This is a genomic window from Luteibacter sp. 9133 (assembly GCF_000800155.1).
GTDB classification, from domain to species: Bacteria; Pseudomonadota; Gammaproteobacteria; order Xanthomonadales; family Rhodanobacteraceae; genus Luteibacter; species Luteibacter mycovicinus.
The window spans coordinates 3,184,371-3,204,714 of sequence record NZ_JUHO01000001.1; the positions used below are offsets into that span (position 1 = coordinate 3,184,371).

Below are 20,344 nucleotides of genomic sequence, written 5' to 3' on the forward strand. Positions count from 1 at the left end.
TCGTCAGTTATCCATGCGGTAGGGGCCGAGCAGGTCCGGGTCGATCTCCTGCTTCGGTAGCTCCGGCGGGAGATCGCCCATGGCGATCGCCTGCTTCAGCCGGAACACGTAGGCCAGAATCTGGGCCACCGCGACATACAGCGCCGACGGGATTTCGCGTCCGATTTCCGTAGTTGCATACAAGGCTCGTGCCAACGGAGGCGCTTCCACCACAGGAATCTTCGCCCCACCCGCCACATCGCGGATCTGCTGGGCCAGGACGTCGACACCCTTGGCCACCACGCGGGGCGCTCCCATGCGGTTTTCGTCGTATTTCAGGGCCACGGCGAAGTGCGTCGGGTTGGTCACGATGACGTCCGCGGTGGGCACGTCTTCCATCATCCGGCGGCGTGCCATCTGATGCTGCATCTGCCGGACTTTTGACTTCAGCTCGGGACTTCCCTCGCTTTCCTTGTGCTCGTCCTTCACCTCCTGCTTGGTCATCTTCATCTTCTTGGTGAAGCTGTACTTCTGCCAGGGCGCGTCGACCAGGGCCACGGCGCCCAGCGCCACCGCGAAGATCAGCGAGGCGTGGCCGAAAATCCCGAAGGCGCGGGCGATGCCTTCGGCCACCGGACCCGTGCCGCCCATGTACATCTCGGTCGTGCTTTTCCGCAGGAACCAGACCAGCGTGCCGCCGATCAGGATGAGCTTGAGCACCGACTTGCCCAGCTCGACCAGGCCGTTGAGGGACACCAGCCGGCCGAAGCCCTTGATCGGGTCCAGACGGTCGAACTTCGGAACGAGCGCCTCGAAGGAAAAGTTCAGGCCGCCCATGAGGGTCGGCGCGGCTACCGACGCGATCATCGTCGCGATGAACACGGGCGCCAGCATCCAGAAACCTTCCATCACGGCGGTCATCAGCGCGTGGTACAGGCCATTGGCGGCGAACAGGTCGTCGCGCCCGTAACGCAGGCCGACATGCATGATGTTGGCCGCGTGCATGGACATCTGGTCGCGCGAGGCGATCAGCGTGGCGACACCCGCCAGCACCACCACGGCGGTCGACAGGTCGCGCGAGCGCGGCAGATCGCCCTTTTCGCGGGCTTCGCGAAGGCGTTTGTCACTGGGTGATTCGGTTTTGTCCTCGTTGTCGGCGCCCTCGGCCATGGCCGGTTACCTCCCGATCAACTGGCGCATGGTGTCCCACGCGGCCGTCTGCAACGAGTCGAACGCACCGGGAAGGGCGCGCAGCGAGAGCCATACGGCGAGGACGCCGAGGCAGATCGTGATCGGAAAGCCGACCGCGAAGAGATTCATCGATGGCGCCGACCGGCTGATGGCGCCGAAACCGAGGTTGACCACCAGCACCGCGGTCAGGGCCGGCAGGGCGACGCGCACGGCGCCGGAGAACAGATGCGACGCGAAGCTCAGGACGCCCCACAGGCCATCGGCGCCGATGCCAACGTCGCCCACGGGCATGCTGCGAAAGCTGTCGGCCAGCAGCGAGATGAGCTGGAGATGGCCGTTCATCACCAGGAACATCAGGGTGACGAGCATCGTGTAGAACTGGCTGATGACCGGCGTGGTGCCGCCGACACCCGGGTTCACCGTCTCGGCGAAACCCAGGCTCATGGCCTGTGAAAGGAACTGGCCGCCAAACGCCACGGCCTCGAAGACCAGCTTGAGAATGAAGCCCAGCGCCGCGCCGATCAGCACCTGCTGCGACAGCACGGCCACGCCCGCGGCCGACAGCGGCCGGATATCCAGCGGCGCCAGCGGGGCCAGCACCATGGTCAGCAGCACGGTCAGACCGAGGCGGATACGCATCGGGATCATCGTCGAGCCAAGTACCGGCGCGACCAGCATGAGCCCGGAGATGCGGGCCAGCGCCCACATGGCGCCGCCGACCCACCCCTCGAGCTGGCCCAGGTCGATCGGCATCAGCGCACCGCCTGAGGCAGGCTCTCGATGAGCGTGCGGGTGAACTGCACCAGCGTACGCAGCATCCACGGGCCGGTGATGATCATCACCAGCGCCATGCAGATCAGCTTCGGGATGAAGCTCAGGGTCTGCTCGTTGATCTGGGTCGCGGCCTGGATCATGCCCACCAGCAAGCCCACCGCCAGCGCGGTGAGCAACAGCGGGGCACCGATCAGCATGGCGACGTGCAGCGCCTGCTGGCCGAACGCGATGACCGATTCCGGCGTCACTGGAAGAAGCTCCCCGCCAGCGTGCCGAGCAGCAGTGTCCAGCCGTCGACCAGCACGAACAGCATGATCTTGAACGGCAGCGAGATGATCATCGGCGAGACCATCATCATGCCCATCGACATCAGGACGGAGGCCACGACGAGGTCGATGATCAGGAACGGGATGAACAGCAGGAAGCCCATCTGGAAGGCGGTTTTCAGCTCGCTGGTGACGAAGGCGGGCAGCGCCACGCGATACGGCACGGCGTCCTTGTCGGCGTACGGCTGCTCGCCGGCCAGCCTGGTGAACAGCTGCAGGTCGGGCTCACGCGTCTGCTCGAGCATGAAGTGACGGAACGGTGCGGCGGCCAGCGGCAGCGCGTCCTGCACGGTCATCTGACCGTCCATGTACGGCCTGATCCCGGCGTCATACGCCTTGTTGATCACCGGCGTCATCACGAACAGGGTGAGGAACAGCGACAGCCCCAGGATCACCTGGTTGGGTGGCGTGCTGTTGGTACCCAGCGCCTGGCGCAGGAAACCCAGGACGATGATGATCCGCGTAAACGAGGTCATCATCAGCAGGATCGCCGGCAGCGCGGTGAGCGCCGTCATCAGCGCCAGCATCTGGATCGACAGCGACCAGGTCTGGCCGCCATTGGCGCCCGGCTGCACGTTCAGCAGCTGAATGCCCGGCGGATCCGCCGCGAACGAAGCCAGCGGCAACAGCAGCGACACAAAAAAAGCCATCCACAGGCAGCAGCGCCTGAAGGAGCCCGCCCCGCGGGCGACGCGAGCCCCCCTCACGACCGCTTCCACTGAGCAAGCACGTCCCGAAACCCACGCATCGCAGGGGCCGCGGGCACGGAAGGATCGTCCGACACCGGCGTCTCCAGCACATGCAACGTACGCAGCCCGCCCGCAGGCGACGCACCCACCAGGATCTGCGTGCCGCCAACCTCCAGCAACATCACTTTTTCCTTGATGCCCACGGGCATCGATTCGATGACGCGGATCTTCCGGCCACCCGGACTCACCCGTGCCTGAGCACGACGAGCCATCCAGCCGACGAAGAAAATGAGCGCCACGACGCCGAGCAGGCTGATCAGGACGCGGACCAGTTCCGCGCCCGAATCGACCGCCGGAGCGGCGACCGGAGCCGCCATCAGGGCGCAGGGAAGGGAGCCACCGGCGAAGGCGGCGACAGTACGGCGCATGGGAATCACCGCAGCTTGCGGACGCGCTCGGCCGGGCTGATCACGTCGGTCAGCCGGATACCGAACTTCTCGTTGATGACCACGACTTCGCCGTGGGCGACCAGCGTACCGTTGACGAAGACGTCCAGCGGCTCACCGGCGGCGCGGTCGAGCTCGACGACGGAGCCCTGGTTGAGCTGCAGCAGGTTGCGGATGCTGATCCTGGTCCGGCCCACTTCCATGGCCATGGTGACCGGCACATCGAGAATGACGTCGAGGTTGACCTCGCTGCCGAGCCCCATGGTCCGGGCCAGGGCGGCATCGGTGCCTTCGATATTGTCGAGCGTGGATTCGTTCATGTCCGTTCCAGAGTGTCGTTACCGGGTTACGGGAGCTATGAAGCAATCCGCGTGCCACGCTGTCGAAACGCTGGAGACTGTAAATTTACCGTGTTTTTTCAGTGCTTTGAACGACGCTTTCCGGTCACGTCTCGCGCCCGGAAAGTGACGCTCGGCGGAAACCTGACGCTCGACGGCAGTTAGTCACCGAGCCGGTCCATTGACGGCACTTCACGCCAGTACGGGCATCGGCTCCGTCGTGGTCACCGGCATCGCCCTGCCCTCGCCGCGCTTGCGCATCAGAGAATCGAACTGCACCGCCTTGTTGCCGCCGGAGTTGGCCATGCGGCCCCGGAAAATAGGCACGTCTTCGGCAAAGACCGTTGCCGTTTCGGGCAGGCTGATCGGGATGATGTCGCCCTTGCGCAGGTGCAGGAAGTCGCCGATGGTCAGGCGCGCTTCGGCCAGCATCGAGGTGATCTCCACTTCCGCATCGAGAATTTCCTCGTGCAGGTTCTGGATCCAGCGCTCATCGCGCTCGGCCCGGTCGCTCTGCACGCCAGCATCGAGCAGTTCACGGATCGGCTCGACCATGGAATACGGCAGCGTGAGATGGACTTCACCGCCGCCGCCGTCGAGCTCGATATGGAAGCGCGACACCACCACCGTCTCGGTCGGGCTGACGATGTTGGCGAACTGCGGGTTGATCTCGGAATTGAGGAACTCGAACTGCATCTTGAGGACCGGCGCCCATGCTTCCGCCATGGCCGAAAAGGCCTCCGCCAGCACGATCTGGATCACGCGGTTCTCGGTCGGCGTGAAGTCTCGGCCCTCGATACGCGCGTGGTACCGGCCGTCACCACCGAAGAAGTTGTCGATCACCGTGAACACCAGGCGCGGCTCGAACACCATCAGCGCGGTACCGCGCAGCGGCTTGATGCGAATGAGGTTGAGATTGCTCGGCACCGCCAGCGAGTGAACGTACTCGTTGAACTTGGTCATCTTCACGCCAAGCACCGACACTTCGCAGGACTTGCGCAGGACGTTGAACAGGTTGGCACGGAAATACCGGGCGAAACGGTCGTTGACCATCTCCAGCGTGGGCAGCCGCCCGCGCACGATACGGTCCTGCTGGGTGAAATCGTAGTCGTGAACACCGCCCGGTGGCGGCAGCTCGACCTCGGTTTCGACGGCACCGCCTTCCACACCCGCGAGCAGGGCGTCGATTTCTTCTTGGGTGAGAATGTCGCTCATGGCTGCGGGTGTCCCGTCACTGCATGATGAAGCTGGTGAAATAGACCGCGTCCACCCCGGGGCGACCGATCTTTTCCTTCAGCACGCGCTGAATCTCGGCGAGCGCGGCGGCCTGCAGCTTCTGCTTGCCCTTGACGTCGGACAGGGACTTCACGTCCTGCGCGGAGAACAGCATCAGCAAGGCATTGCGGATCTCGGGATCGGCTTCCTTCGCCGCGGCGATCGCCTCCGGGTCGTGAGACATGACGTTCACACCGACCTGAAGGAAACGCAGCGCCGCCTCGTCCTGGAAATTGACCACGAAGGCCGGATCCAGCTGCAGATAAACCGCCGGTTTGGCCTTGGCCGCCGCGGCGGCATCGGCCGCACTCGTCTTGCCGTGGCCGCCCTTCATCAGAAACCAGCCGCCCGCACCGCCCACCGCCAGCACGATGACCGCGCCGATGATCAGCAACTTGCCCTTGCCCTTCTTCTTTAGGGGAGCGCCTTCGGGCGCGTCCATCTGTGCTGCGGCCATGCGTGAAAAACCTCTGTGATGCGAATGCGATATCGTCGTTGCCCGATGGGCTCACGGGTATTGTTGCAAGCGACGTGCCATCTGCGTACATGTAGCGCGATGCGCATCCCGCCTCGCGTCGCACCGTCGTCGCCCCGAATACGCGTTGTCGCCGCGACGACGAATTGACGCGCGCCAATTCGTCGTCACCCAATCGATCGTCAGGCCACTTCGTCGACCAGACCGCGGGATACGCGCGAGGTCGCCAGTGTGACCGTCGCGCCCTGTGCATCGTCCGCGCCACCCTGCCCCGCGCCGCCGTTGCCGGCATGCCCGTCATCCTGCCCGTTCTGGCGCTGACCCACGTCGGTCTGGCCGAGCGACAGGCCGTGATGCGCCAGCATCGTGTCGAGCTGCGAGAGCGTCTGCTGGACGGCATGCACCGCTGCCGGGTGCTGCGCCATGATCGCGACATTGACCTTGCCGCCGTCGACATTCACGCGGACGTCCATGCTGCCCAGCTCTTCGGGGTGCAACTTGATCCGCGCTTCCTTGACGTCACCACCGCCCATCCAGGCGATCTGCTCGCCCAGTTCCTGGGCGAACTGCGGCGAGGTGGCGGCCTGTGTGGCCTGTACCTGCAAGGCCGCGCCGTCCACCGGTGCCAGACCGGGCGTGTGGGTCAGCGGCATCGGGCTGGTCGTCGGATCGGAAGGCGACGCCGCGTCCTCCTTTCCCGTGCCCACGGTCACCGTGCGCGCGGCCAGAAGCGCAGCCAGCGGGGATCCGGCGGCCGTCGACGCGGTCGCATCGGCAAGGGCACCGGCGCCCTCGGTAGACGCCAGCATCGCACCCTTGCCGTCGCCACCGGTCACGGCGGCAGCGTTCGGCAGACCCATGGCCAACGCGCCAGCGCTGAGATCGCCCGTCTTCCCGGCGGCGCCCTTCAGGGCACCCAGCGTCTTCGACGCCAGTTCGGTCACCTTGGGCGGTACGCCGATCAGGGCGAGCATCGTGCTGGCAATGGGCGTGTCGTCGTTGTCGGACGTGTCGTCCTTCTTCGCGTCATCCTGATTGGCGGTCTTATCCGCTTTCGTGCTCGTAACCTTGCCGTCATCGGCTTTGGCAGACGTCGTGCTCTTGTCGTCGCGATTGTCGGCGCTGTCGTCCTTCGCCTTGTGCGTGTCGGACGGTGCGTTGCCGCGGCTGCTGGCATGGGCGTCAGCCGCATGCGGCCTGACCGTGCCGCCGGCGCCGGCGTGCGCCTGGGCATGCGCGCTGTCGAGCACCGCGTCGAAGCGCTTCGACGGGGTCGTGTCGTCGTTCGCCCTGGCCGTCGCGTTCGACGCGGACGTGGGTGCCTGGCTGACCGGGCGGGCGAGGTTGAGGGCGACAGTAGCGTTATTCATGCGGTGCTTCCGGTGAGATCATGCCGAACCCCTCGGGTTACGGCGGTACTGCGAGCGCTCGTCGGCCTGTTCCTGCTCCCGACGATCCTGTGACTTACGTTCCTGGTCGCGATACCTGGTGGTCACCGACTCGAGCGCCTTGGCACGGCCGCGGGCCTCCGCCCACGACTGGCGCGCTCGTTCGAGCCCCTGCTCACGACGCTGGACTTCGCTCATCTGCTGCACGATGGCCATGTCGATCTTCTGCAGGAACTGCTGCCGGTTGAGCAACGCGCTGACGCCGATGCCATCGGGCATCGCCGCGTACTCGTTGCGATAGCGACGTAGCTCGGCCAGCTGCTGTTCGCTCTCGGCAAGCGTCCGCTGGTGCGTGGCGAGCGCACGCGTCGCGTCCTCCGCCTTCTCGGCGGCGATATCGACAACGGGTTGCAGGCGGTCGGCACGCGAGGCCATCAGTTAGTCCTCGCGACATCGACGAGGCCGGCTTCCGCATCGGCCAGATCCACCGGCACATCGGTTTCCTGCTGCAGGAAGGCCGAAAGACGCGGATACAAGGCAATCGCTTCGTCCGTACGCGGATCGCTGCCCTTCTGGTACGCCCCCACCGCGATGAGGTCGCGCTGCTGGCGATACGCCGAATACACCTGGCGGAAGCGCTGGGCGGAACGCATGTGATCCTTGCTGACGACCGCCGGCATGACGCGGCTGATCGACGCTTCGATGTCGATCGCCGGGTAATGACCGGCTTCCGCCATGTCGCGCGACAAGACGATATGACCGTCGAGAATGGCGCGCGCGGAGTCGGCGATCGGATCGTGGCGGTAATCGTCGCCTTCGGTGAGCACGGTGTAGAACGCCGTGATCGAGCCGCGACCTTCCGCGTCGTTGCCCGCGCGCTCCACCAGCGCCGGCAACATCGCGAATACGGACGGCGGATAACCCTTGGTGGCCGGCGGTTCGCCGATCGCGAGCGCGATCTCGCGCTGCGCCTGGGCATAACGGGTGAGCGAATCCATCAGCAGCAGGACGCGTTTGCCCTGGTCCCGAAAATGCTCGGCCACGGCGGTCGCGACCTGAGCGCCGCGCAGGCGACTGAGCGGCGGCGCGTCCGCGGGTGCGGCGACGACCACCGCGCGACGGCGACCTTCCTCGCCCAGCGTATGGTCGACGAATTCCTTTACTTCGCGGCCTCGTTCGCCGATCAGGCCGACCACGACGACGTCGGCGTCGGTGAAACGGGTCATCATGCCCATCAGCGTCGACTTGCCGACGCCGGAACCGGCGAACAGGCCGATACGCTGGCCGCGACCGACGGTCAACAACGAATTGATCGCACGCACGCCGACATCGAGCGGCGTATCGATCGGCTGGCGCAGCATCGGGTTGATCGGGTCGCGGCGCAGCGGTACCCGTTCGCGCGCCAGCAACGGACCCTGACCGTCGAGCGGGACGCCGTCGGGGCCGATGACACGACCGAGCAGCGAATCGCCGACGGGAATGCCCGACACGGCGGCCACCGGCGTGACGCGCGCATTGGGCAGCACACCGTGCATTTCACCGGTGGGCATCAGCAGAAGCCGGCCATCGGAAAAGCCGACCACTTCCGTTTCGAGCTGTTTGCCGTTCGCCGAGGTCACCATGCAGCGGGCACCGACCGGCGCTTCGCAGCCGACGGCCTCGAGCGTAAGCCCGACGACGCGGCGAAGCTTGCCTTCGGCCTGCATCGGGCTGACGCCCTCGGCGCTTGCGCGCTGCGCCGCCAGCGATTGACGCCAGTGCGCGACGCGTCCGGCGGTATGCGATTCGGCGTTCATGCCGGTTCGTCCAGCGCATCGGCTTCCGCCTCTTCGACACGGCCTTCCAGCACGCTGTCGATCACCGCGGCCAGTCGCGTCCGGAGGCGCGCGTCCAGGCGCGAGTGCTCGCTCTCCAGGCGCACGTCACCGCGCTCGAGCGCGGCGTCGTCGACGATCGAACCCTCGTGATCGACCGACGACCGGTGCTCACGCACGATCGCCGCATCCGCCGGGTTGAGGTGAATCTTCAGCTGACGGCTGCCAGCCGGCAGCACGTCGACGGCCTGACGAACCACGTCGACGATCTTTTCGGGGCGCGTCGCGATCTCATATCCCAGCACGCGCTCGGCGATGACGGTGGCGAGCACGGCGAGGTCGCCGGCCACGTCGGCGTCGAGATCCGCGAACGGGCGCTCCACGGCGGCGAACAAGGCGTCGAGACGCGCGACCTGTGCATCCAGTTCGCGCTTCGCCATCGCACGACCTTCGCTCAGGCCGGCATGGAAACCCTCTTCGCGAGCCTGGCGCTCGATCGCTTCGATCTCGGCCACGGTGGGCCGGTGCGGACCATCGTCCTCCTGCTCGACGACCTCGCGCGGATCGGGACCACCCACGACGGGCAGCTCCCAGCGTTCGAACTGGTCGACGCGCTCGCGGGCGAGGATCGAGGTAAGGCTCATCAGACGAACTCTTCCCCGCCACCGGCGAGATTGATCTGGCCCGCGTCAGCCAGGCGGCGCGCGGTAGCCAGCACTTCCTTCTGTGCCGCATCCACCTCGGAGAGACGGACCGGACCCTTGACCTCCAGGTCGTCGCGCAGCATGTCGGCCGCACGCTTGGACATGTTGGCGAAGATCTTCTCGCGAATGGCCACCTCGGCACCCTTGAGGGCCGTGATGAGGCGCGCCGAAGGTACTTCGCGCAGCAGCGTCTGCATGCTGCGATCGTCGAGGTCGGCGAGGTCGTCGAAGACGAACATCAGTTCTTCGATGCGCTCACCCAGGCCCGAATCGATGCCGCGGATCGACGCCATGAGTTCGGCCTCACGCGAGGTTTCCATCGCGTTGAGGATATCCGCGGCCGCCTTGAGGCCACCGACGGTCGCCGACTTCAGCTTGTTGGAATTGCCGGAGAACTGGCGTTCCATGATTTCGTCGAGTTCGTTGAGCGCGTGCGGCTGCACACCGTCGAGTGTGGCGATACGCATCACCACGTCGCTGCGCGTACGGCCTGGCAGGTAGCCGATGACTTCGGCGGCCTGATCGGACTCGAGATGCGCCATCACCAGCGCGATGATCTGCGGATGTTCCTGCCCGATCATCTCGGCGATGGCACGGCTTTCCATCCACTTCAGCGATTCGAGACCCTTGCTGCTGCGACCGAGCAGGATGCGGTCGATGAGACCGCCGGCCTTGTTCTCACCCAGTGCGTTGACGAGGATGCGGCGGATGTATTCCTCGGTGCCCACGCCGATCGACGTATGCTGACCGACGTCTTCCTGAAGCTTGGTGAGCACCAGCTCGACCTGCTCCTTGCTGACGTTCTTCAGCGCGGCCATCGCCGAGCCCACGGCCTGCACGTCGCGTGCGCCGAGGTGTTTGAGGATGGACGCGGCGTCTTCTTCACCCAGGGTGAGAAGCAGGATCGCCGCTTTTTGTGCGCCCGTCAGGGCCTCTTTCGACTCAGCTGCCATCGTCGGATACCCAGCTCTTCACGACCTGCGCGATCTGCTTCGGATTTTCGGCGGCCATACGCTTGGCGAGACCCACCTTCTGTTCGTAAGCCAGCAGCGCGGGCGAGCCCAGCTGCGGCGAGGACGTGCTGACACGATCCGGCGACATGTCGTCGTCGTCCACCATGACCGACACCGAAGGCATCGGACCGGCGAGCGCGACGTTGTTCATGGCGATCGGCGCGGGCTTGAGCAGCCCCTTGAGAATCGGGCGCAGGACGAAGAAGCCGACGATCAGCGCGATCATCACGCCCAGCCCCTGCTTGATCAGATCGAGCATGCCGGGACGCTCGTAGAACGGCATGCCCTGCGGCTCTTCCTCGGCGACGGCGGCACGGAACGGCTCGTTGATGACACTGACGCTGTCGCCCCGGTCCGCGCTGAAACCCACCGCGTTCTTGGTCAGTTCGGTCAGGCGGGTCAGCTCTTCCGGCGTGAACGACACGCTCTTCATCTTGCCGTCTTTGTCCGGCACCTGCTTGTTGTCCACGACCACGGCCACCGACAGACGCGCCACCTTGCCGGCGGGGTCCGTGACATGGCTGACGGTGCGATCGAGTTCGTAGTTGCGCGTCGCGTTCTGCGACTGCTGCGTCGGCGTGGCGGCGGTCTGCGTGCTGGCGTTCTGGCCGGCGGCGGGCTTGCCGTTGCCGGCGGCCGGGTTGGCCGCCGTCGGATTACCGCCGGTGTTCGGCGGCTGGTTGCTCAGCGCACCAGGGACACCCGCGTTGCCGTTCGGCTCCGTACGCGTGTCGCTGCTGGTCTGTTCGCTGCGCAGCGCCGGGTTCTCGTGGTTGAACACCTCGCTGGCCTTCTCCGTCTGCGAGAAGTCCAGGTCGGCGAAGACCTGGGCACGCACCTTACCCGCACCGACGAGCGGCGTGAGCAGGTCCTCGACGCGCTGCGTGTAGGTGGCTTCGATGCGATTGGACAGGCGAAGGCGGCTGTCGCCGATCGCGGAGGCGCTGTCCGGGTCGCTGACGGTGAGCAGGTTGCCGGTCTGATCGATCACCGACACCTGGCGCGTATCGAGGTCCGGCACGCTGGCAGCCACGAGATGAACGATGGCGGCCACCTGGCCCTGATCCAGCTGGCGACCGGGATAGAGCGACACGACCACCGACGCCGAAGCCGGCTTGTTGTCGCGCACGAAGGCGGAAGGCTTCGGCAGCGCGAGGTGCACGCGCGCGCCACGTACCGACTGCAGGCCCGCGATGGTGTTGGAGAGATCCGTTTCGAGCAGCGACTGGTAGCGCGAGCGCTCAGCCATATCGCTCATGCCGAACGGCGAATCGGCCTGCGGCAGCGCGGCGGCGGCACTGCCCTGCGGAAGACCCTGGCCCGCCAGCTTGAGGCGCACGCCGGCGACGTCGGCGGCCGGGACGAAGATGGAACTGCCGTCCGTGCTGAGCGTGTAAGGGGTATTGCCGGCCTGCAGCGCCTGCGTGACCGCGGCGGCGTCCTTCTGCTCGAGGCCGCCGTAAAGCAGACCGTAGTTCGGTGCGCGCGACCACATGACCGCAGCGATACCGATCGCCACCGCACCCGCGATACCGGCAAGCATGAAGAGCTGACGGGCGGCCGGCGTCTGCGACAGGGACTTCAAAGAGTCCATGCGCGAGGCCGTGCTGCTATCCGTGGTGGCGACGCCGTTATCTGCCATGGGGAAACTCGAATCCTGTGAGGTTGCTCATGCCGGATCGGATCAACGCGATCAGATCGACATGTTCATGATTTCTTTGTACGCATCGACCATCTTGTTGCGCACTTCGGTCATGGCACGGAAGGAGAGATCCGCCTTCTGGCCCTGAATCATCACTTGCGCCAGATCGATACCCGGGTCCCCGCGCTCGAATGCCGACGCCATCTGCGATGCCTTGGCCTGCGACTGCGCGACACCGTCGATCGACTGTTTGAGCACGTCACCGAAGGAACCTTTCGCCGCCTGCCCCGTTTCACCGACACCCCGGATCGCGGGCATCTCGGTCTGCGCGCTGATGCGGCGCATCTGGAGCAGCAGGCTGTTCACATCGATCGTGGTCATGACGGTTTTCCAACGCGTTATCGGCTTACCGACACCCGATGCACGAGGTGTGCCAAACCGACGCGACTCAACCGGCCTGCACGGTTTCCGACAGGCCGTACTTGCGCAGCTTCTCGACCAGCGTGGTGCGCTGGACGCGCAGCAGCTTGGCCGCATGGGCGACGACACCGTTGGCCGAGTTCAGCGCCTGACGGATCAGGCCGATCTCGATACCCGCCAGGTGGTCCTTCAGGTCGAGGCCACCGAGCGGCAGCACCGCCGGATCGCTGTCGTTGGAGAAACCGAAGGTCTCGACCACCGGCTCCGGCTCGGCTTCCATCATCGCGATGAGTGCCGCACCCGATACTTCCTCGATCGGAAGTGCGCCCCGGTACTTTTCCGGCAGGTCGGCCGCACGGACCTCGCCCTGCGGCATGAGGATGGCCATACGCTCGACCAGATTGGACAGCTCACGCACGTTGCCCGGCCACGGGTGACGGCACAACGCGGTCATGGCGCTCGGCGCGAAGCGCACCGAGGTCAGACCACGCTGCAGCAGGCGCTGGTTGAACTCGGCGATCAGCGCAGGCAGGTCTTCGAGACGCTGGCGCAGGGCCGGCATTTCCAGCGGGAACACGCTCAGGCGATAGAACAGGTCTTCGCGGAAACCGCCGCGCTCGATGGCACCTTCGAGGTCGCGATGGGTCGCGGCGATGATGCGCACGTCGCAGCGCTGCGGGCGGTTACCGCCGACGCGCTCGAAAACGCGCTCCTGCAGGACGCGCAACAGCTTCACCTGCATCGGAAGGCTCATGTCGCCGATTTCGTCGAGGAACAGCGTGCCGCCCTCGGCCATTTCGAAACGACCCTTGCGGGTGCTGATCGCGCCGGTGAACGCGCCCTTCTCGTGACCGAACAGTTCGCTTTCGAGCAGTTCCGCCGGAATGGCGCCGCAGTTGATCGCGACGAACGGCTTGTCGCGACGCGGCGAGCAGTCGTGAATGGTGCGGGCGACCAGCTCCTTACCGCTGCCGGACTCACCCAGCACGAGGACGCTCGAATCGAACGGCGCCACCTGGCGGATCAGCGCGTTGACGCGCTGCATGGGACCGGACTGGCCGACGAAGCGCAGGTGGTTCTGAACCGGCTGCATGCGCGACTGCAGGGTGCGCAGGGCCTCGGACAGACGCTCGTAGCGGAGCGGCATGTCGATCAGCTCGACGTTGAGGCTCTGCGCGTCGTCGCCGGCGATCAGCGCGCTGGCGACCGGGGAATCGGCCGAGACCAGGAGCGGCAGGTTGCGGCCGTGGCGACCCAGGGCGGCCAGATAGCCTTCGAGTTCGGCTTCGTCTTCCACCGTACCGACATAAGCGGCGCGCCAGCCTTCGGCGGCGTCCGCAGCCTGCATGCGATGAGCGAGCACGGGACGGTAACCCAGGAAAGCCAGCGCGGAAGCGACGGTTTCAGCGCGCGATGCGTCGGATTCGACGACGAGAAAGTTGGAAGACTTCATCCTGAGATACCTCACGTTGCGTGTGATCGAAGGCCCGTGAGCGGGTTCGCGATGGAATCCCGTCGCCTTCGTTGCAAGGTATCAATCAAGGAGCGTGCCAACGCCGGAATTCTGGCGCCACAAGGCCGAGAGTCACGTAAGTACGGGGCTTGCGGAGGTGTGAGGAAAACCTTTTCGGCAAGTGATGACGGCGTGAGGGCGCCCCTTGGTGTCAGCACTGACAACACGCGTCACGAATGTGACGCAGGACGCCACGCGACGTTCCTACGTCACGTGACGTAAAAGGTCACTTCACTCGCCCGAGCCGTCCTGAGGCCGTGCGTGAGCTCGTGCTTCGGCGACCTGGCGGCGGTGCTGGCGGAACACCAGTCGCTCGATACCGTCGCGGACGGACTCCGTCAGGCCCTCGAAGGCGATGAAGCCCTTGCCGTCCGTGGGACCGGCGAGGCGAACGCCCGGCAGCTCCAGCGGGAGGGCCCGGCACACGTCGAAATGCAGCTTCAGCATCACCGGGGTGCCCACGGCGGGCAGGCCGTCCCATGGCAAGGCGGCGCCGGCGGCGTTCACGCGGACCGGAATGCGGGGTGGCAGGACGGACTGAGGCAGAAGGAGCCGGTTGACGATCTCCATCAGGACGTTGAGCTTGGCGTCCAGACGGGCCACTTCCTGGGTCAGGGGGCTGTCGTCCTCGCCAGTGTCGCTGCGCCGGTCCATGAGGGCGGACACGGCGACCAGGACATTGGTGTTGCGGTCGTTGATCAAGGCCAGGCCGGCCGGATCGGGACGCTCGGTGATCTCACAGGTGGCGTGAAACCGGGAATCCCAGGCTACGCGATCGGAGAATGCCTTCCACGCTTCGTCAGTCATCCGTCCGTCCCCGCCAAAGGATGTGTCGATCAGAACGAATTATACGCGGCGACGGCGCGGCGAACCCGACGGGACGTGTCCCACTGCGCCGCGGTCTCGTCGCGAGCGGCCGAGACGAGATCCTTGATCAGGCCATCCAGCAACATGATGGACTTCAGCGACTCGAGCGTTTCGGGGGCCGGACGCATGCTGCCCTGCCGCAGGACAGGCTCGCGCTGGGCTTCGAGTTCAGTGAGCTCATCCCAGCGACCTTCGCTGGCGGCCGCATGCATGGACTCGGTCAGGTCGAGGACGCGCGGGAGGTCGCACCAGAGGGTGTCGTTCATGCGCCTGCTCCGGCGAGCTGACGAGCCTCGACCGGGATGGCCACCCAGCTGTCGCGGATCTGCCCGAGCAGGCGCGCGACTTCTTCGAGGGCTTCGGCGTCGTTATGCAGATTGGCGTGTACGAGACGGCGGCTCATATAGTCGTACAGGGCGTCCAGCTGGGAAACCAGCGGCGTGGCCACGTCGTGATTGAGGCCCGACTGGAGACCGCCGACGATTTCGATCGTCTTCGAGATGGCCTCGCCCTTGCCCGCGACGTTGCCCGTAGCCATGCACGCCAGCGCCAGGCGAATGCGTTCCAGACCGCCATCCATGAGCATGGTGATGAGACCGTGCGAGTCGGCCTGCTCGAGGCCGCCACCGGTGCGGACCTGCTGGTAGGCGCCAGCGCCGCGGGAGTATCCAAGTGCCATGTGGGTTTCCTGTCCTGCGATCAGGACGATTTGGTCAGCGCGTCGAACTGCTGCGTGAGGTAGCTGCTGGTGCTGCTGAGTTTGGTCATCATGGTGTCGAGCGCCGTGTACTGCGTGGTCAGGCGCTTCGTGTAGTCGGTCATGGTCGAGTCCCAGGCGGTCTGCTGATCGGCCAGGTCCTTGAGCTTGGCATTCAGATTGGTGGTGCGCTGGGTCAGGATGCCGCTGGACGAGGTCCAGCCGGTGACCAGCTTGTCGAGTTTCGGCGCGATACCGTTGGTGCCGCTCAGCAGGTCCTTCACGCCACTCGGGTTCGAGCTCAGCGCGGAGGTCAGCTTCGTGGTGTCGAACTTCAGCGTGCCGTCGACCTGGAAAGACACACCCAGGTCGCTGAGCGAGCGCGGGCTGGCGGTGGCGCCGGTCAGTTGCGAACCCAGCAGCTGGGAGACCTGACTCTTGATCGAATTGACCGTGGCATCGCCGATCAGGGCGCCGACCTGCTGGTTGGTCGCGTCGTACTTGGTCAGCGTGCTGTAGGTCGAAACGAAGGAGTTATAGGCGGTGACCAGCGACTGCATCGCCGTGCTGACCGAGCTGGTGTCGTTGCTGATGGTGATGCTGCTCGAGCCGGTCTTGGCAAGCGACAGTGTCACGCCGTCGATCGCCGTCGAGGTCGTATTGGTGGGGCTGCTGGCCGCCGTGCCGTCGACCGTGAACAAGGCGTCCTGCGCCTTGATGGTCGGGGTATCCGTCGCGGGATCGAAATCCAGCTGCGCCAGGCCGCCGTCGCCGCCACTGGAGGTGACCGTGAACGCGTTGGCCGCGCCGGTGGTCTGCGAGGTCAGCACCAGATGCGCGCCGTCGGTACCGGTGACGATGCTGGCGGTGACGCCGGGATTGGACTTTGAGTTGTTGATCGCGTCGCGCACGTCCTGCAGCGTGTTCGCCGGCGAGGCGATATCGACGCTCATGGACTTGTCACCCACCGCGATGCTCAGGGTGCCCGTGCCGACCTCGGTCGTCTTCGCGCTGGCGAACGCACCCGAGGTGGTCTTCTGCGAGGTAGCGAGCTGGGTAACGGCGATGTTGTAGACGTTGGCCTTGGCCGTGGAATCCGTCGTCGCCGAGAGGACGGTGGAGTCGCCGATCGAGGTCTTCAGCGTGGAGAACGCGGTGCCGTCGGTCAGGGACTTGATGGCGGCCTGCAAGCTCGTCAGGGACGAGGTGAAATTGCCGATCGCCGAAATCTGCGTGCTGGTGCTGGTCTGAGCCGTCGAGATCTGACTGTCCTTCGCCGCACGCTTGTTGTTCACAAGGTTCGTAACGATGGATGCGACGTCGATGGAGCTGGATCCGAGCGTAACGGTGCTGCTACTGGTGGCCATGAGACTCTCCGTGAAGACGCCTCACTGCCCGGGGCGCCAATTTGTCGACGGCTGGCCCCCAGTGGGAGCCAGCCGTGGACAACTAAGCAATTACCCTGCCAACCCGGGCAAGCCCTGGGATGGCGGTGTCACCATTACTGGAGGAGCTTGGTGACGATCTGCTGGCTCTGGTTGGCCTGGGCGAGGACCGAGACGCCGGCCTGCTGCAGGATCTGAGCCGAGGACATGTTCGCCGTTTCCTGAGCGAAGTCGGCGTCGGTGATGGCCGACTTCGACGAGGTCAGGTTCTGCGAGATGTTCTGCAGGTTGGAGATGGTGGACTCGAAGCGGTTCTGCACCGCGCCGAGGGTGGAGCGCAGGTCGGAGACCGACTGCAGGGCGGCATCGATACGGTTGATCGTGTCGTTGGCGCCATCGACCGTCTTCACGCTGGAATCTGCCAGGGTGGAAGTGGTGGATACAGCGATCGCACCAGCGGTGAAGCCCGACGCCGCCGCCTTGGTGCCGCCGACCGTGATGGCCGAAGACGACGAGAACTTCAGCGAGCCGTCGGTGGCGACATAGGCGTTGATGCCTTCGCCCGACTTAGCATTGATGGCGTCGGCCATGTCCTGCGTGGTCTTGAAGGTACCGGTGACGCTGAAAGCGGCATTGCTGCCGACCTGCAGGGTCAGGTCGCCCGCAGCCAGCGTGATCGGCGTGGCGTCGCCGACGGCGACGTCGGCCGTACCGGCCGTCGACGTCGTGGTACCGAACAGCGCGGCCGCGCCTGCGCCGCCGACGGTCGGCGAGGTTGCACCGTTGGCCGAGTTGGTGAAGGTGAACGTGCCAGCGTTCTGCGTCACCGAGGCGCCGGCGCCGTTGGCCGACAGCTGGTTGTTGATCGCGGTGGCGAGGCCAGCGGCGTTGGTGTAGTTCTGGTCCAGCGTGACCGTCTGGCCGTTGACCGTGAACGACGACGCGGTGGTCGAGAAGTCGAAGTTGGTCGTAGCCTGACCGGCGACCGTCGTGCCCTTGCTGCCGGCAACGGCGGCCGTAGCGACGAGGGACGGGGTGGCGGAACCGGTGGCGAGCTGACCGACCTGGTTGGACTTCATGCCCTGGTTCAGGCTGACGTTGATGACTTCACCGACGTTTGCACCGACCTGGAAGCTGAGGTTCTGGGCGGAACCGTCCAGGACCTTCATGCCGTTGAAGTTGGTCTGCGTGGCGATACGGGTGACTTCCGACAGACGCTGCTGAACTTCGGCGTCGAGCGCGGCGCGGTCCGAAGAAGAGTTGGAGGCGTTGGTCGACTGAACGGCCAGTTCGCGGATGCGCTGAAGGTTGTTCGTGACTTCGTCGAGGGCCGACTCGGTCGTCTGCGACAGCGAGATGCCGTCGTTGGCGTTCTGAACCGCGCGGTTCAGGCCGTTGATCTGGGTGGTCATGCGGGTCGAGATCGCGAGGCCGGCGGCGTCGTCCTTCGCGCTGTTGATGCGGTTACCCGACGACAGGCGCTCGATCGCGGACGAGAGCTTCGTCTGCGAGGTGCTCAGGTTACGCTGAGCATTCAGCGACATGATGTTGGTGTTGATGGTCAGTGCCATGGGATTGATCCTTTTTAAGCGGAACCGAAATGCCGGAGGTTGTGCGGCGTAGTCCGGCGGGGTTCCGTGAAGGAAGCCTTCCGCCTCAGAGAGGTTTACGGCACGCCGGGAGGAAACTTGAGAACTTTTTCTACCTGTCAACAACTTTCTTGATCGAAACCGTGTAGGCGGTGACGCCCAGGCTCCGTCAGTCAATTTATCGGCAGGGTCGGCTCCGGGTTTAGGGTCAATTTCATAACGCCAGATACGTCGATTCGGCAGCGGAAGTACGCGCCCCGGCGGACTCGCGGGGGCGCCTGAGCCTGTGCCGTCTGGCCGTGGAATTACTCCAGCAATTTGAGGATGAGCTGTTGAGACGAATTGGCCTGTGCGAGCACCGAGACACCCGATTGCTGAAGGATCATGGCCATCGTCTTCTTTGCGGTCTCCTCCGCGATGTCCGAGTCCATGATGGTGCTGCGTGACTCCGTCATGTTCTGCCGGATGCTGTCGAGGTTGCGAATGGTGGACTCCAGGCGATTCTGCACGGCACCCAGCGTGGACCGGGTCGAGCTGACCGATTCCAGTGACGCGTCGACGCGTGCCACCAGGGCGTATGCCGCATCTCGCGTAAGCACCGAGCCATCGGCCAGGGATGTCGCGGTGTCCATGGCGTAATCACTGGAAAATCCGAGCTTGCCTGCCAGAGCCCCCGACACGCTGACGGCCGACCGCGAATCGAAGCGTAACGATCCGTTTTCACCGACAAAGGCCGAGAGACCGCTTCGTCCGTTGGCATTGATGGCATCGGCGACGCTTTGCGTGTCCCGGAACGATCCGATGATGTCGACGCTCTCGCCGCTGCCATTGGTAAATGAAAGATCGCCTTTAGCCAGGCTGAGGCGGTCGCCCCCTACCCTCACGATGTCGAGTTTGTCGCCGTTGGCGGCAACCCTGAAGTCACGACCGAGCTTGCCTTCGAGAAAGCCACGCGCAGTGTCGACGGTGTCGCCTTTATAGAGCGACCAGTCCACCCTGACGCCATCGTAGTCCACCGTACCCAGGCTCTTCCCGTTGGCATTGCTCCAGTCCTTCGCAGGATCCTGCGTGAACGCGTAAGGCTTGGAGACGAACGCCGACGCGATATCCACCGAGCCACACGCCACCTGACCGACCTGATCCGCACGCATACCCTGCCCAAGGCCCACCTGAATCACTTCGCCCACGTTGGCGCCGACCTGGAAGGTGAAGCGCGAGCCGCTTCCGTCCAGTACTTTCATGCCATTGAAATTGGTTTGCGTGGCGATGCGGGTGATTTCTTCGAGGCGCTCGACCACCTCGTTGTTCAGGGCGCGCCGGTCCACACCGGAGTTGGAGCCGTTGGCCGACTGCAACGCCAGTTCGCGGATGCGCTGCCGGTTGGCCGTTACCTCGTCGAGCGCCGCCTCACTGGTCTGCGACAGCGAGATGCCGTCGCTGGCGTTACGACGGGCTTGTGCGAGACCGTTGATCTGCGTGGTGAAGCGTGTCGCGATAGCGAGACCGGCGGCGTCGTCCTTTGCGCTGTTGATGCGTTTGCCCGAGGTGATGCGCTGCATGGCCTCGGCCAGCCTGCTCTGGGTCATGCCGAGGTGTCGCTGCGCGTTGAGCGACGCCATGTTGGTACTGATAGTGAGAGCCATGAGAATGTCCTTCTCTCGTGGCGGGCACGCCGCTTACGCGACGGCGTCGCGTGCCCGCTAAAAGGGAATTCGCCGTAAGAGGTGATCGGCGGTTCGCTGGCGGGCTAGTGACGGCGGTGGATGAGTTCCACGTGGGGCCCGGAGGAAGATGGGGCCGGATTTCACGCACAAAAAAG

At 65.2% G+C, this 20,344-nt stretch carries 22 protein-coding genes; all 22 read right to left on the reverse strand.

Annotation, left to right across the window (positions count from 1 at the left end; translation table 11 throughout):
• Positions 1-3: 3 nt before the first annotated feature.
• The 22 genes from flhB to FA87_RS13920 all read right to left on the reverse strand — a co-directional run bounded on the left by flhB (position 4) and on the right by FA87_RS13920 (position 20,168).
• Entirely contained in the window at positions 4-1,149 is a 1,146-nt protein-coding gene (flhB, locus tag FA87_RS13815; RefSeq protein WP_043695307.1) for a flagellar biosynthesis protein FlhB, read from the reverse strand.
• A gap of 6 nt (positions 1,150-1,155) precedes the next feature.
• Positions 1,156-1,923 carry a flagellar biosynthetic protein FliR gene (gene fliR, locus FA87_RS13820; RefSeq protein ID WP_043695310.1) on the reverse strand — a complete coding sequence of 256 codons (768 nt, stop codon included), beginning with the start codon at positions 1,921-1,923 and terminating at the stop codon, positions 1,156-1,158.
• Positions 1,923-2,192: a flagellar biosynthesis protein FliQ gene (gene fliQ, locus FA87_RS13825; protein WP_036111221.1), complete on the reverse strand. Its 270-nt coding sequence runs from the start codon at positions 2,190-2,192 to the stop codon at positions 1,923-1,925. The genes fliR and fliQ overlap by 1 nt, the downstream gene beginning before the upstream one ends.
• A complete protein-coding gene (gene fliP, locus FA87_RS13830) occupies positions 2,189-2,920 on the reverse strand; it encodes a flagellar type III secretion system pore protein FliP (protein WP_043695314.1) in 732 nt (243 codons plus the stop codon). The genes fliQ and fliP overlap by 4 nt, the downstream gene beginning before the upstream one ends.
• A 53-nt stretch (positions 2,921-2,973) precedes the next feature.
• The gene (gene fliO, locus FA87_RS13835) at positions 2,974-3,387 is read right to left on the reverse strand and encodes a flagellar biosynthetic protein FliO (RefSeq protein WP_239709101.1); all 414 of its coding nucleotides are present in this window, start codon (positions 3,385-3,387) and stop codon (positions 2,974-2,976) included.
• A gap of 5 nt (positions 3,388-3,392) precedes the next feature.
• Positions 3,393-3,725 carry a flagellar motor switch protein FliN gene (gene fliN / locus FA87_RS13840; protein ID WP_051943380.1) on the reverse strand — a complete coding sequence of 111 codons (333 nt, stop codon included), beginning with the start codon at positions 3,723-3,725 and terminating at the stop codon, positions 3,393-3,395.
• A gap of 210 nt (positions 3,726-3,935) precedes the next feature.
• A complete protein-coding gene (fliM, locus tag FA87_RS13845; RefSeq protein WP_051943379.1) occupies positions 3,936-4,958 on the reverse strand; it encodes a flagellar motor switch protein FliM in 1,023 nt (340 codons plus the stop codon).
• Between the two features lie 16 nt (positions 4,959-4,974).
• Positions 4,975-5,475: a flagellar basal body-associated FliL family protein gene (locus FA87_RS13850; RefSeq protein WP_043695318.1), complete on the reverse strand. Its 501-nt coding sequence runs from the start codon at positions 5,473-5,475 to the stop codon at positions 4,975-4,977.
• Positions 5,476-5,675: 200 nt separating this feature from the next.
• A complete protein-coding gene (locus FA87_RS13855) occupies positions 5,676-6,863 on the reverse strand; it encodes a flagellar hook-length control protein FliK (protein WP_043695320.1) in 1,188 nt (395 codons plus the stop codon).
• An 18-nt stretch (positions 6,864-6,881) separates the two neighbouring features.
• Positions 6,882-7,316: a flagellar export protein FliJ gene (gene fliJ / locus FA87_RS13860; RefSeq protein ID WP_036111212.1), complete on the reverse strand. Its 435-nt coding sequence runs from the start codon at positions 7,314-7,316 to the stop codon at positions 6,882-6,884.
• The gene (gene fliI, locus FA87_RS13865) at positions 7,316-8,677 is read right to left on the reverse strand and encodes a flagellar protein export ATPase FliI (protein WP_036111209.1); all 1,362 of its coding nucleotides are present in this window, start codon (positions 8,675-8,677) and stop codon (positions 7,316-7,318) included. Before fliI ends, fliJ begins: the two co-directional genes overlap by 1 nt.
• The gene (locus FA87_RS13870; RefSeq protein WP_052191361.1) at positions 8,674-9,339 is read right to left on the reverse strand and encodes a FliH/SctL family protein; all 666 of its coding nucleotides are present in this window, start codon (positions 9,337-9,339) and stop codon (positions 8,674-8,676) included. Before FA87_RS13870 ends, fliI begins: the two co-directional genes overlap by 4 nt.
• Positions 9,339-10,328 carry a flagellar motor switch protein FliG gene (gene fliG / locus FA87_RS13875; RefSeq protein WP_239709175.1) on the reverse strand — a complete coding sequence of 330 codons (990 nt, stop codon included), beginning with the start codon at positions 10,326-10,328 and terminating at the stop codon, positions 9,339-9,341. Before fliG ends, FA87_RS13870 begins: the two co-directional genes overlap by 1 nt.
• Positions 10,329-10,341: 13 nt before the next feature.
• Complete coding sequence (gene fliF / locus FA87_RS13880; protein WP_036111204.1) at positions 10,342-12,054, reverse strand: flagellar basal-body MS-ring/collar protein FliF; 1,713 nt, start codon at positions 12,052-12,054, stop codon at positions 10,342-10,344.
• 51 nt (positions 12,055-12,105) lie between these two features.
• The gene (gene fliE, locus FA87_RS13885; protein ID WP_036111201.1) at positions 12,106-12,435 is read right to left on the reverse strand and encodes a flagellar hook-basal body complex protein FliE; all 330 of its coding nucleotides are present in this window, start codon (positions 12,433-12,435) and stop codon (positions 12,106-12,108) included.
• A gap of 67 nt (positions 12,436-12,502) precedes the next feature.
• The gene (locus FA87_RS13890; protein WP_036111196.1) at positions 12,503-13,927 is read right to left on the reverse strand and encodes a sigma-54 dependent transcriptional regulator; all 1,425 of its coding nucleotides are present in this window, start codon (positions 13,925-13,927) and stop codon (positions 12,503-12,505) included.
• A 291-nt stretch (positions 13,928-14,218) separates the two neighbouring features.
• Positions 14,219-14,794, reverse strand: coding sequence for a PilZ domain-containing protein (locus tag FA87_RS13895; protein ID WP_051943375.1), 576 nt, complete (start codon positions 14,792-14,794; stop codon positions 14,219-14,221).
• Positions 14,795-14,823: 29 nt separating this feature from the next.
• Positions 14,824-15,120 (reverse strand): flagellar protein FliT, encoded by a 297-nt coding sequence (locus FA87_RS13900; protein WP_051943373.1) that lies wholly within the window; start codon positions 15,118-15,120, stop codon positions 14,824-14,826.
• Entirely contained in the window at positions 15,117-15,533 is a 417-nt protein-coding gene (gene fliS, locus FA87_RS13905) for a flagellar export chaperone FliS (protein WP_036111193.1), read from the reverse strand. Before fliS ends, FA87_RS13900 begins: the two co-directional genes overlap by 4 nt.
• Positions 15,534-15,553: 20 nt before the next feature.
• Positions 15,554-16,918, reverse strand: coding sequence for a flagellar filament capping protein FliD (gene fliD, locus FA87_RS13910; protein ID WP_036111191.1), 1,365 nt, complete (start codon positions 16,916-16,918; stop codon positions 15,554-15,556).
• A gap of 134 nt (positions 16,919-17,052) precedes the next feature.
• Positions 17,053-18,507 (reverse strand): flagellin, encoded by a 1,455-nt coding sequence (locus FA87_RS13915; RefSeq protein WP_036111189.1) that lies wholly within the window; start codon positions 18,505-18,507, stop codon positions 17,053-17,055.
• A gap of 323 nt (positions 18,508-18,830) precedes the next feature.
• On the reverse strand, positions 18,831-20,168 hold the full coding sequence (locus FA87_RS13920) for a flagellin (protein ID WP_043695325.1): 1,338 nt from the start codon (positions 20,166-20,168) through the stop codon (positions 18,831-18,833).
• Positions 20,169-20,344 lie beyond the last annotated feature (176 nt).